This is a genomic window from Nocardioides sp. SLBN-35 (assembly GCF_006715725.1).
Taxonomy (GTDB): Bacteria; Actinomycetota; Actinomycetes; order Propionibacteriales; family Nocardioidaceae; genus Nocardioides.
In genome coordinates this window covers 1,590,290-1,602,083 of the sequence record NZ_VFNU01000001.1, presented here as the reverse complement: position 1 = coordinate 1,602,083, position 11,794 = coordinate 1,590,290, and the positions used below count along the sequence as shown (strand labels likewise).

The following is an 11,794-nucleotide window of genomic DNA, read 5'->3' as shown; positions in this document are numbered from 1 at the left end:
AACGGGTGGCCTCCTGCAGCGTGGCACCCGTCACACCGCCCTGACCATGTGAGTCGGTCCAAGGCGGGTTGGAGACTGCTCCAAGACGGGTCCCAGTAGCCTCGGGGCATGGACCAGGACCGGTACGGCGTCCGCCCGCGCTGGCAGCGGCTGCTGTTCGGCCTGCCGCCGGCGATCGCGCTGCTGCTCGTCGGCGGCTACTGGACCCTGCTGTCCTGGGGCGTCATCGGCGACGAGACGTCCAACACCTTCTCGCTCATCGGCCCGATCGTCGCCGGGTTCGGCGTGGCGCTCGGCTGGGTGGTCCTGCAGCGCCGTCCCTGACTCTGCGGCTCAGCCGCGGATCCAGGTCGCGACGGTCTCCGCGAGCGGCAGCGGCTGGGCGTCCGCGTCGAGGAGCAGGTCGTAGCCGTGACCGGACTCGGCGGCCTCGAACCGGCTGCCCTCCGGCGCCTGGTCGACGATCGCCTGCGCTCCGGTGACCTGGTCCTCGCCCTCGCCGTCGGCCATCGCGACCAGCACCGGCACCTTCAGCGCGCGCCCGCCGTCGACGACCTCCATCCCCTCCCAGTCGACCGGCCCGGACAGGTCCACGGCGGCGTCCACGTCCGGGACGGTGGCAGCCGTCATCAGCGCCACGCTGCCACCCATCGAGGCGCCGACGACCACGACCCTGGTCGCGCCCAACCGGGTCCGCGCCTCGCGCACGGCCACGCCGACGGCATCCACCTGGTGCGGTCCCTTGCGATCGCCGCGACACTTCGACTCGCCGTACCCGCACAGGTCGATCGCCAGCACCTGCACGCCCTGCGCGACCAGGTCGGCGGCGTACGGCAGCCAGCCGCACAGACCGTTGCCGTCGGTCTGGTGCAGCAGCACCGCGACCGTCGGCCCGGTCCCGGCGGTCACCGCGCTGACCTTCCCGACCTCGGCGTCCTCGATGACCGTCGGCGCGAACCCGGTGTCCGCGACGTCCGCGGGCTGGGGGCCGCAGCGGCCGAGCGGGCCGTCGAGGGCCTGCCACGGCGCCTGGGTGGCGCTGGGCGTCGAGGCGCTGGGCGTGGGGGTCGGCGTCGGCGAGGCTGCGCCGCGCGGCTCGTCGTCGCCTCCGCAGCCGGCGAGCGCGAGCGCCGCGAGAAGGATGAGCACTGCCCCGATGCGTGACTTCATCGAGACATTGTCAGCCCTGGGCGCGGATGTGGGGGGGAGATCAGGGCCGTCCGCACCGACATCCCGAGGTCGCGATGCCGCAGCGTGGTGATCCGCCGCCCCGGCTGGACCGCGTCCTTCACCGGGCTGGTGCGCTCCCCGAGCAGCGCCGCCGCCGCGTCGATGTCCGCGACGGTGTGGGTCAGTCCCCACAGGCCGGCAGGTCCCTCGCCGGCGACGCCCGGCGCCCCGACCACCTCGAGGATCACCGCGCCCAGGCGGTAGAACACCTGCCGCATCGGCGCCCCTGCGAGTGCGCCGTCCCGCTCCCGCCGTACGTCGAGCCCCACCGCCGCCAGCGCGGCGGTGGTCCGCGCGAGGTCGGGCGAGAGGAGGACGACGTGGTCGAGGTGGGTCACCCCGTTGGGATGGGTGGCGCCCTGCGCCGGAGCGGCCGCGGACACGGTGGTCGGGACGCCGTCGAGGTCGGTGGTGCCCTCGGGCACATTGCCGAGCGCCCACCCGACGATGCCCGTCCCGTGCTCGCGCCCGACGAGCCGGATCCGCACCGCTCCGACCCGGCAGGTCCCGTCGTCGTCCACGGCGAACCCGGCCTCCCGCCACGCCTCCGGCGGGTCGGCGACGAGCAGGTCGGCGAGGGCGACGGTCACGGGCCGACCCTAGCCGTCGCCCCGGCCTGCCACCGTCGCCAGTAGGCTGGCGCGATGGCAGTCCGGGTCGACCTCAACATCTCGCTGGACGGATTCGCGACGACGACCGACCAGACGCCCGAGAACCCCTTCGGTGACGACTGGCCGCGCCTGACCGGCGCCTACACCGCGACCCGGACCTTCCGCGAGCGGGTGCTGCACGACACCTCGGGCGCGGGCACCACCGGTGTCGACGACAGGTACGCCGAGGCGTACTTCGCCGAGCTCGGCGCGGAGATCATGGGCGCCGGGATGTTCGGCCTGCACGACTTCCCCGACGACCCCGACTGGCGCGGCTGGTGGGGTGACGAGCCGCCGTTCCGGATCCCCGTGTTCGTGCTGTCCCACGGCGCCCCACGACCCCCGATCGAGATGGCCGGTGGCACCACCTTCCACTTCCTCTCCGCCACCCCCCGCGAGGCCCTCGACCGCGCCCTCGCGGTCGCCGACGGCAAGGACGTCCGGATCGGCGGCGGCGCCCGCGTGGTCCGCGACTTCCTCGCGGCCGGCCTCGTCGACCGGCTCCACGTCGCGATCGCGCCGATCCTGCTCGGCCGCGGCATCCGGCTCTGGGACGACCTGCGTGGCCTGGAGGACGGCTACGACGTCGTCACCGAGACCGCGGAGAGCGGCACGGTCCACCTGACGTTCCGTCGGTAGGGCGCGCCACGCTCAGGCCGGGTCGAGCACCGGGTCCTCCGCCGGCCGGGGTGGTCGCTCGACGGTGATCACGACGGCGACGGCCGCGACGATCACCAGGCCCCCGACGAGCACGGCACTCGTGATCGGCTCGTCGAGCAGGGCCCGGCCGAGGAGGACCGCGACGACCGGATTGACGTACGCGTAGGTGGCGACGAGGCCGATCGGCGCATTGGCGAGCAACCACACGTACGCGCTGAACCCGACCATCGACCCGATCACGACGAGGTACAGCCACGCGAGCCAGGTCCGGGCGTCGTACGCGAACGGGGTGGGCGACTCCCCCACGGCGAGACCCAGCGCCACCATCATCACCCCGCCGGTCCACATCTCGTGGACCGCGAGCACGAACGGGTCCTTCGGGAGGGTGAGGCGGGGTTGCACCCACGAGCCGAACGCCCAGAACCCGCTGGCCGCCAGCACGAACGCCGCGCCGACGAGCGGAACCTCGCCCTGGCCGCGCCCGCCCAGCACGAGCCACGCGAGACCGACGAATCCCAGCACCACGCCCAGCACCGACCACCCCCGCGGCCGGTCGCCGCCCGCGAACCGGTAGGCCACCACCCACAGCGGCACTGCCGCGACGAGCAGCGCCGCGACCCCGCTCGGCGCGCCCTTGCTCTCGCCGACCGCCACCAGGCCGTTGCCCAGCAGCGGCAGCATCAGCCCGAGCAGGGCTGCACCGAGGAGCTCCCCGCGACCGACCCGCACCGAGACGCCGCGCAGCCGCAACACCACACCGAGGAGCAGCCCGGCCGCGATGAACCGCGCACCCATCCCCGTCAGCGGTGGCACGTCCTCGACGACCACCCGGATGCCGAGGTACGTCGAGCCCCACACGACGTACACGATCGCGAGGGCGGTCGCGACCATGCCGAGACGAGCCTGCCTGTTCATCGGACTCCTGCCTGCCTGGTCACCACCGATCCTGACGAGGACAACAGCCCGCGCGCCACGCGATATTGCGCTGCGGCGTCGATTGGCAGCGGGTCGACGCAGACTGGCAGTTCCTCGACGCCGCGAGGAGCAGCGCGCCGTCGTACCGGAAGCTCGCCAGGAGGAACGTCACGAGTCGAGCGGAACGTGTTCGTACGCCGCGGCGAACACCGGCCCGAGTCCTGCGATCAGCTCGTCGAGCTCCTCGGCGTCCAAGGCCAGGTAGGGGGCGGTCGCGAGCGTGTCGGTGAGGTCCTCGATCCGCTGCTTGGTGGTGCGGCCGGCATCCGTCAGCGCGCCGTCGCCGTCCAGCAGCCCGCGGCTGCGCAGGCCGGCGGCGACCGTTGCCAGCTCGGCCCCGGGCAGGTGGTGGGTCCGGCCGAAGGTCTCGAGCGTCAGGCCGAAGGACGCCGCCAGGAGGGCATGTCCCTCGATCCCGCCGATGCCGTGGGCCAACAGGGCGGCGATGTGGCCGTCCCCACGGTGCTCGCGAAGCAGCGTGGTCGCATGCCACAGGCGTGCGACAGGGTCCTCGGGTACGGCGAGCGCCCGGAGGCCGGCGTACAGAGCCCGCCCCTCGGTCGGGGCGCTGACCGCCGCCCGGGTGGCGAGGTCGGCGATCCGTTGCAGGCCGGCATCCTCGGCGATGTCGCCGAGCTTCCGACGCAGTGCGGCGGCGCTGGCCCGCTCCCGCAGCGAGATCGCCTCTTCGGGGCTGATGCGCGTCCACACCCACGGGATGTGACGAGCCACCTCGCCGTCCGCGAAGTTGTAGAACGCGGCGTGGACGACCTCGGCGGGCGCGAGTCCCAGGGGCGCCGCGCGGCCGGCGAAGTAGCCGTCCCAGAAGTTGCGCATGCCGACCTCCCGGAACGCGCGGTCGACGTCCTCGGAGAAGCTGACGGTGGCGATCGGTTCGATCAGCTCGAACAGGCGGCGGACCTTTCCCTGCGGATGGGTCATCTGCGCTCCTTCGGTGGTCGTGGTGGCGCCGCTCGGAGCGCCTCTCACCTCGACAACGAACAGGGGTCGCCCGGTTCGACAGGTTGGGACGGACGAATGCGCCCCTGCCTCTGTCAGACGTTGAAGCGGAACTCCACCACGTCGCCATCGGCCATGACGTAGTCCTTGCCCTCCATCCGGACCTTGCCGGCTTCCTTGGCCTTGTTCATCGACCCGGCAGCGAGCAGGTCCTCGAAGGACACGACCTCGGCCTTGATGAAGCCCTTCTGGAAGTCGGTGTGGATGACACCGGCGGCCTCGGGGGCGGTGGCGCCCTTGGGGATGGTCCACGCGCGGGACTCCTTGGGGCCCGCGGTGAGGTAGGTCTGCAGGCCGAGGGTGTCGAAACCGACCCGGGCCAGCACCTCCAGGCCGGGCTCGGTGACGCCGGCCTCGGCAAGGAACTCGGCGGCCTCCTCGTCGTCGAGCTCGATCAGCTCGGACTCGAACTTCGCGTCCAGGAAGATCGCCTCGGCGGGGGCGACAAGCTCGCTCATCCTGGCCTTCAGCTCGTCGTCCTGGAGCTCGTCGGCGTCGCAGTTGAAGACGTAGATGAACGGCTTGGCGGTGAGCAGCGAGAGCTCGCGCAGCAGCGAGCGGTCGATCGAGGTCGCGATGATCGGGGTGCCGGCCTCGAGCGCCTCCTTGGCCTCACGCGCGGCCTCGAGGTTGGCGGCGAGCTCCTTGACCTTGCGCGCCTCCTTCTCCAGCCGTACGACGGACTTCTCCACCGTCTCGAGGTCGGCGAGGATCAGCTCGGTCTGGATCGTGGAGATGTCGTTGCCGGGGTTGACCTCGCCGTCGACGTGGGTGACGTCCTCGTCGCGGAACACGCGGGTCACCTGGCAGATGGCGGCGGACTCGCGGATGTGGGCGAGGAACTTGTTGCCGAGGCCCTCGCCCTGCGAGGCGCCGCGGACGATGCCGGCGATGTCGACGAACTCGACGGTCGCGGGCAGCTGGCGCTCGGAGCCGAAGATCTCGGCGAGCTGGGCCAGGCGCGGGTCGGGCACGCCCACCACGCCCACGTTGGGCTCGATGGTGGCGAACGGGTAGTTCGCCGCGAGGACGTCGTTCTTGGTCAGCGCGTTGAAGAGCGTCGACTTGCCCGCGTTGGGGAGACCGACGATGCCGATGGTGAGTGCCACGGCCGGATTCTAGGGCGGTACGACGAGGGGGCCCGAATCAGCGGCCGGGCCCCCTCACCGGATCAGGAGCCGTACAGCGCCCGCGCGCCCTCGGCGTCGGAGGCTTGGAACTCCAGGTCGGCCGAGCCGCCGTTGCACTGGGGGTAGTGCATGATCGACGAGGAGTCGTACGGCGTCAGCGGCCGCCAGTTGTTGTCCTCGAAGCAGGTGCCGGCCTCGGGCCGGGTGTGCTCGTGACGGAAGCCGAGCGTGTGGCCGAGCTCGTGTCCGAGGATGTCGCCGGGCTCCCAGGTGCCGGAGGTCCAGATCGAGTCGTCGACGAGGACGTTTCGCTGGCGCTTCGGGGTGCTCGGGAAGAACGCCCGCGCGATGTACTGCGACGTCGAGACCGGCTCGACCGAGAACAGCACGGAGTTGTTGCGGGTCGTGCACTTGCCGTCCTGGGCGGGGACGTAGACGAAGTTGATCTTCGACGACGCGGCCTCCCAGAGGCCGGCGCCGGCGCTCATCGCGGCGACGATGTCGTCGTGGCGGGTGCCGAACTTGGTGCTCACGCAGTAGGTCAGGTTGGCGACCTGCGTGGCGCTCCACTTGTCGTCGGCACCGTTGACGGTGTTCACGACGAGGCCGTTGTCCGGCGTCCTCCCGGACTCGACCATGCTGTCGTAGAACTTGCGGAGGTCGGACCTGGTGCTGATCGCCTCGTCACCGTTGACGACGTAGGCACCGTCGACGTCGACGTACGTCGAGGCCTCGAACTCCTTGAAGGTCGGCACGTCGGCGGTGCTGTCGGCATCGGCGGCGGTCGACAGGGTCGCGCCCGCGAAGGCTGCGACCAGGCACGCGACTCCGGCGGAGATCTTGTGGATCCGGGAAGACAACATGCAAGAACCTTTCGATGGATGGGGTGGATCGGCGCTCATCGAATCGCCGCCACCCCACCACCGACAAGACTCAGAAACCGGCAGCGCCCGTCGCTGCAGGAATGTGAGCCGGGTCCATCGCCCCGATGTGCCGCTCCGACTCGACCAAGCCCTCGTCGGAGGGCTTGACGCCCTGGTTGAAGACCCGGTCACGCTGCTTCTCGCGTACGTCGTGGTGCGCCTCGGCGGGGACGTCGAAGCCGAAGTGCGCTTGGGCCTCGCGCACGCCCCAGACCCGGTCGCTCCTCGGCGGGATCCCGAGGATGGCGGGCGCGGCGATCTCGACGGCCTGGGGCGCGAGCAGCTCGAACAGGGCCAGGCGGGCGTTCATCGAACGCTCGAAGAGCTTGTGGAGCACCTTGTTGCCGACCAGCGCGACGAGGTCGATCACGCGTCCCTGGCGCAGGTTGGCCATGTCGCGCATGTACCTCGGGTACGTCGAGATCACGCCCTTGCTCATGATCCACATGGCCGGCGCGACGGCCTTCTTCTGCCAGCCCGGCATGCTCGGTGGCAGCGCGACGGCGAGCGGCATGATGAAGTGGATCATGTCCTGCGCGGCCTCGGAGGCGGCCAGCCTCGGGCGCCACTCCTCGAAGTAGCGGTGCACCTCGGCGCGTGTGGCCGGCACCTCGGCCGGGTCGATGGTCTGCAGCTTCGCGATCTCGGCGCACTCGGCCCAGAACCGGTTCTCCTCGGCCTCACTCAGCCTGCCGGGGCCGAACATCTCGTAGCACTTGAGGATCGAGTGCCAGGCGGTGACGTGGATCCACAGCTGCGAGGCGGAGCTGTTGGCGTCGTACGTGCTGCCGGTGACGGGATCGTGGCCGACCGCCTTCGAGTGCACCTTGACCAGCACGTCGGCCGCCCTCGCGGTCTGCTCGGCGCCGCCGAACAGCTGCATCGCGAAGTAGCGCAGGGTGCGGCCGTAGCGGGTCGAGGGCCGGTACTTCACGCCGCCCGACTGCACGACCGCGGCCGCGAGGTTGGGGTCGAAGTGCTCGATGGTGACCGCCCGCGCGAACCCGAGGACGTACGACGTGGGGTGCGACCACACCTTCCACGACACCGAGTCCGGCCCGAGGAAGCCGTAGTCGGCCATCGGCTCGTACTTCGCGAGCATCTGCTTGCGGGTCTGGACACCGAACATCGCGGCACTCCTCATCTGATTGCTACAGTCGTGTAGATTCATGAATCTTTACACGAAGCCGCTGATTGTCAAACGGGGCACGCGCTCTCGTCAGTGCTCGAACCGCTCCGACAACGCGTAGCGCAGCAGCGCCACGTCGCCGATCGCGCGGGTCTCGACGAGCTCGGCGCGGCTCCCGGCATGCCACGGGAACACTCCGTCGCCGACGAACCTGCGCGCCCGCGCGTCGCCCACGAAGAACGGCGCGACGACGAGCTGGAGCTCGTCGGCGAGCCCGGCGGTGAGGAACTGGGTGTGCACGGACCCGCCGCCCTCGACCATCAGCCGTCGTACGCCGCGCGAGCCCAGGTCGGCCACCAGGGCCTCCATCCGCACCCGGTCCCCGAGCCCGACCACCTTGGCCTCCGCGCCGACCCGGCTCTCCACCATGGGAACCGTCGGGTCCGGGCAGTAGACGAGCTTCTCGCCGTCACCTGCCGTGAAGAACCGGGCGGCCGGGTCGAGGTCCCCCCGACAGGTCAGGGTCACCTTGACCGGGCCGGCCGGGAGTCCCGCCGCGACCCGGCTGCGCCGCCGCTCCTGCGAGCGGATCAGCAGGCGCGGGTCGTCGTTGCGGACCGTCGTCGCGCCCACGAGGATCGCGTCGCAGCCCGCGCGCACGCCGTCGACCCGGTCGAAGTCGGCGTCGTTCGACAGCAGCAGCCGCTCCGCGCCGGCACTGTCGAGGTAGCCGTCGAGGGAGATGCAGCAGCTCAGGAGGACGTACGGCCGCTCACCCATGCGGGGCCTCCTTCCAGGGTCAGGAGACCGGGCAGCGTCGCGACCAGCGACATCACGCCGTACACGACCGCGACCTCCACTCCGGCGGCAGCACCGAGCCCGGCCGCGCCGAACACCCAGGCGGCCGCGCCCTCCCGCGGGCCCCAGCCGGCGATGCTCACCGGGACGGCCGAGGCCAGCAGGACCAGGAGCGCGAGCGCCGCGAGCCGGGGCGTGGACTCGGTGAGGCCGGCGGTGCGGGCCGCGACGAGGAACACCAGGACGTGCCCGCACGCCGCGAGCACGGAGAGCAGCAGCACCTGCGGCCAGACGCCACGCAGGCCGGAAGCGAGCTCGCGCCGGACCGGCGCGGCCGCGAGCACCGCCAGGCCGACGACGACCAGCACGACCAGCACCGCCAGCGCCCAGCCCCGAATCGCCGGCGGCAGCAGCGGTACGGCGGCCACCGCCAGCGCGGCCTGCGCCGCCTGGCCGCTCACCCGGTCCCAGACCACCGACCGCAGCCCGCGGCCGAGCGCACCCGCGTCCTGCCCGTGCCGGTAGCCGCGGTGCAGGTCGCCGAGCACGCCGCCGGGAAGGCTCGCGTTGAGCAGCTGGGCGCGGTAGCAGCTGCGGTAGGCGCCGCGGAACGGGACCGCCACCCCGAGCCCGGTCGCCAGCAGGCTCCACCGCCGGGCACAGCAGGCCGTCGTCGCGGCGGTGACGACCAGCGCGACGACGAGCGCGCGGGGATCGGTGCGCGCCAGCCCGTCGAGGAACGGCTGCGCGCCCAGCCGGGCCACCAGCACGACCAGGATCGCGACCCCGGCCGCCAGCCGGAGCCGTGGCCCTAGGCCTGGCGTCGTCCTGTCGATGGCTACGTCCTCCCCTCGCCCGTGAGTACGACGGCCGGCGCGATCCGGTTCAGCACCCCGGCCACCTCGGCCACGGTCCCGGCCCAGGCCCCCAGCTGTCCGCGTCGACCCGCCGCCGCGGCACGCCACCGGGCCCGCAGGCCGGCATCGCTCAGCCAGGCCCGCAGCGCACCCGCCAGCGCGGCCGGGTCACCGACGGGAACGAGCGTGCCGGCCTCGCCCAGCGCCTCGGGCTGGCCGCCGACGTCGGTCGCGATCGCGGGGAGTCCGCGGGCGACGCCCTCGGCGAGCGCCATCCCGTACGACTCCCGGTGGGACGGCGCCAGCACCAGGTCGCTGGTCGAGCGGAGCCCGTCCAGCGCGGCCGGGGTGAGCGGGCCGACCAGCTCGATCCGGTCGGCGATCCCCTGTCGTCGCGCCGCCACCCGGAAGGCGGTCACGAAGGCGGGCGCCAGGTCGAGCGCCCCGACGCACCGGCAGGTCCAGTCGAGGTCGCGGACCTCGGCCAGGGCGGCGAGCAGGTCGTCGTACCCCTTGGCGGGGGTGACCGGGCCGACGCAGAGCAGGTGCGTGCCGGCAGCCGATCCGGCGACGAGCGGGCCGGGGTCGGCGCCGGGAAGGGCGACGTGCACCCGGTCGGCGGGCACCCCGACCTCGTCGACGACCCAGTCCCGGCTCCAGGCGCTGGTCGTCACGACGGCCGCGACCGAGCGCAGCACCGACGACTCGGCCGGCCCGGACCCCGGCATGTGCAGCAGCACGGCCACCCGCAGCCGGCGGGCCTCCGCGACCAGCGCCGTCGTGGTCGAGGCGACCAGCCCGTCGACCAGGACCACCGCGCCGTCGGGGATCCCGGCCAGCACCCGGTCGAGGCCGACGACGCCGACCCGGTGCTCGCGCACCTCACGCCCGCGTGCGGCCAGGCCCGCCACCAAACGGCGGTCGTAGAGGTTCCCGCCGCTCGGCCGCCGCGGATCGTCGATGCCGTCGGGCACCAGGACGTGCAGGGTCACAACGCCCGCTCGTAGCTCGCCCACGCGACGTGCGACTCGTGCAGCGTCACCGCGATGGTCGCGAGGGTGCGGCCGCCCGGGCCGAGGTCGCCGGCGGACGCGCACTCGGCCAGCCGGTCGGCGACCCAGCGGGCAAGCACCTCGGTCGAGCTGTTCTGCCCGGCGAGCCCCACCTCGTCGTGCACCTCGTCGTCGTCGAGGTTGCGGTAGTGCAGCCGCCCGAGCACCTCGCGCACGACCTCGGTGGCGCGGCCGATGTCGACCAGGATCCCGTCGGCGTCGAGGTCGGTGCCGGCGAACGTCGCGTCGATGACGTACGTCGCGCCGTGCAGCCGCTGCGCCGGTCCGAACACCTCACCGCGCAGGCTGTGCGCGATCATGATGTGGTCGCGAACGGTCACCCGGAACATCAGGCCTCCTCGGGGTCGGGGTTCTCGTGGGAGTAGTCGATCGAGTGGCACAGCCCCGGCATCGAGCCGGCGGCGATCTTCGCCAGCACCGCGGGCAGCTCGCGGAACGGCGAGCAGTCGGTCAGCAGTACGTCGAAGCCCGGGTCCCGGAGCAGCTCGAGCGCGAGCGCCAGCCGGTCGCGGTGGCTGCGCGAGTCCCGCCGCGCGGGCGCGACCGCGCCGACCTGGCTGCTGCGCAGGGTGAGCCGGGAGGAGTGGAACGCCTCGCCCAGCGGCAGGCTGACCGGCCGGTCGCCGTACCAGGACAGGTCGAGGACGGTCCCCTCCGGCGCGACCAGCTCGAGGGCCCGCCGCAGCCCGGCCTCGGTGGCGCTGGTGTGCACGACCAGGTCGCTGCGGCCCACCTCGTCCGTGGCGCCGGCGAAGCCCACGCCCAGCGCCGCGGCCACCTCCGCACGCCTCGGGTCGGTGTCGACGAGGGTGACCCGCACCCCCGGCACTCCCACCGCCAGGCGGGCGACGCAGCAGCCGACCAGCCCCGCCCCGACGACGGTGACGTGGTCGCCGAGCAACGGCGGCGCGTCCCACAGCGCGTTGAGGGCGGTCTCGACGGTGCCGGCCAGCACCGCGCGCTCCGCGGGGACACCGTCGGGCACGGGCACGACGGCGGCGGCCGGGACGACGTACGACGTCTGGTGGGGGTGCAGGCAGAAGACGGTGCGCCCCACCAGCTCGCCGGGCCCAAGCTCGACGACGCCGACGCTGAGGTAGCCGTACTTCACCGGTCCCGGGAACTCCCCCTCCTGGAAGGGCGCCCGCATCGCCGCGTGCTGACCGGGCGGCACCCGGCCGGCGAACACCAGGGTCTCGGTGCCGCGGCTGATCGCGGAGCGCAGCGTGCGGACCAGGACCTCGTCGGCGCCGGGCTCGCGGAGCGCGACCGGCCGGATCTCCCCGTGCCCCGGCTCGACCACCCAGTACGCCAGCGCCTCGTCCACCACCCGGGGACTCCTCTCGTTG

General features: G+C 72.8%; 14 protein-coding genes. 2 read left to right on the top strand and 12 right to left on the bottom strand.

The features are described from left to right. Window positions 1–108: 108 nt before the first annotated feature. The gene (locus tag FBY23_RS07845) at window positions 109–324 is read left to right on the top strand and encodes a hypothetical protein (protein ID WP_141797630.1); all 216 of its coding nucleotides are present in this window, start codon (window positions 109–111) and stop codon (window positions 322–324) included. Between the two features lie 9 nt (window positions 325–333). Here FBY23_RS07845 and FBY23_RS07840 read toward each other — a convergent pair whose 3' ends face one another. Both FBY23_RS07840 and FBY23_RS07835 read right to left on the bottom strand, forming a co-directional pair. Then, a complete protein-coding gene (locus tag FBY23_RS07840) occupies window positions 334–1,170 on the bottom strand; it encodes an alpha/beta hydrolase (protein WP_141797629.1) in 837 nt (278 codons plus the stop codon). Further along, on the bottom strand, window positions 1,167–1,820 hold the full coding sequence (locus FBY23_RS07835; RefSeq protein ID WP_141797628.1) for a glyoxalase: 654 nt from the start codon (window positions 1,818–1,820) through the stop codon (window positions 1,167–1,169). The genes FBY23_RS07840 and FBY23_RS07835 overlap by 4 nt, the downstream gene beginning before the upstream one ends. Before the next feature lie 54 nt (window positions 1,821–1,874). On the opposite strand from FBY23_RS07835, the gene FBY23_RS07830 reads away from it, so the two are divergent. After that, the gene (locus tag FBY23_RS07830) at window positions 1,875–2,519 is read left to right on the top strand and encodes a dihydrofolate reductase family protein (protein WP_141797627.1); all 645 of its coding nucleotides are present in this window, start codon (window positions 1,875–1,877) and stop codon (window positions 2,517–2,519) included. 12 nt (window positions 2,520–2,531) lie between these two features. On the opposite strand, the gene FBY23_RS07825 is transcribed toward FBY23_RS07830, so the two are convergent. The 10 genes from FBY23_RS07825 to FBY23_RS07780 form a co-directional block, all read right to left on the bottom strand. After that, window positions 2,532–3,455, bottom strand: a complete 924-nt coding sequence (locus tag FBY23_RS07825) for an EamA family transporter (RefSeq protein ID WP_174245190.1) — start codon at window positions 3,453–3,455, stop codon at window positions 2,532–2,534. Between the two features lie 168 nt (window positions 3,456–3,623). Further along, entirely contained in the window at window positions 3,624–4,457 is an 834-nt protein-coding gene (locus FBY23_RS07820; RefSeq protein ID WP_141797626.1) for an SCO6745 family protein, read from the bottom strand. A 113-nt stretch (window positions 4,458–4,570) separates the two neighbouring features. After that, window positions 4,571–5,644: a redox-regulated ATPase YchF gene (ychF, locus tag FBY23_RS07815; RefSeq protein ID WP_141797625.1), complete on the bottom strand. Its 1,074-nt coding sequence runs from the start codon at window positions 5,642–5,644 to the stop codon at window positions 4,571–4,573. Window positions 5,645–5,706: 62 nt separating this feature from the next. Next, window positions 5,707–6,528: a M57 family metalloprotease gene (locus FBY23_RS07810; RefSeq protein WP_141797624.1), complete on the bottom strand. Its 822-nt coding sequence runs from the start codon at window positions 6,526–6,528 to the stop codon at window positions 5,707–5,709. A 70-nt stretch (window positions 6,529–6,598) separates the two neighbouring features. Beyond that, window positions 6,599–7,717 carry an oxygenase MpaB family protein gene (locus FBY23_RS07805; protein WP_141797623.1) on the bottom strand — a complete coding sequence of 373 codons (1,119 nt, stop codon included), beginning with the start codon at window positions 7,715–7,717 and terminating at the stop codon, window positions 6,599–6,601. A 90-nt stretch (window positions 7,718–7,807) separates the two neighbouring features. Further along, window positions 7,808–8,497 carry a dihydrofolate reductase family protein gene (locus FBY23_RS07800; RefSeq protein WP_141797622.1) on the bottom strand — a complete coding sequence of 230 codons (690 nt, stop codon included), beginning with the start codon at window positions 8,495–8,497 and terminating at the stop codon, window positions 7,808–7,810. Further along, window positions 8,470–9,312 carry a lysylphosphatidylglycerol synthase domain-containing protein gene (locus FBY23_RS07795; RefSeq protein WP_222117969.1) on the bottom strand — a complete coding sequence of 281 codons (843 nt, stop codon included), beginning with the start codon at window positions 9,310–9,312 and terminating at the stop codon, window positions 8,470–8,472. The genes FBY23_RS07800 and FBY23_RS07795 overlap by 28 nt, the downstream gene beginning before the upstream one ends. Window positions 9,313–9,353: 41 nt before the next feature. Beyond that, the gene (locus tag FBY23_RS07790) at window positions 9,354–10,364 is read right to left on the bottom strand and encodes a glycosyltransferase family 4 protein (RefSeq protein WP_222117768.1); all 1,011 of its coding nucleotides are present in this window, start codon (window positions 10,362–10,364) and stop codon (window positions 9,354–9,356) included. Beyond that, window positions 10,361–10,774, bottom strand: coding sequence for a 6-carboxytetrahydropterin synthase (locus FBY23_RS07785; protein WP_141797620.1), 414 nt, complete (start codon window positions 10,772–10,774; stop codon window positions 10,361–10,363). The genes FBY23_RS07790 and FBY23_RS07785 overlap by 4 nt, the downstream gene beginning before the upstream one ends. Next, the gene (locus FBY23_RS07780) at window positions 10,774–11,775 is read right to left on the bottom strand and encodes a zinc-binding alcohol dehydrogenase (RefSeq protein WP_141797619.1); all 1,002 of its coding nucleotides are present in this window, start codon (window positions 11,773–11,775) and stop codon (window positions 10,774–10,776) included. The genes FBY23_RS07785 and FBY23_RS07780 overlap by 1 nt, the downstream gene beginning before the upstream one ends. Between the last annotated feature and the right edge of the window lie 19 nt (window positions 11,776–11,794).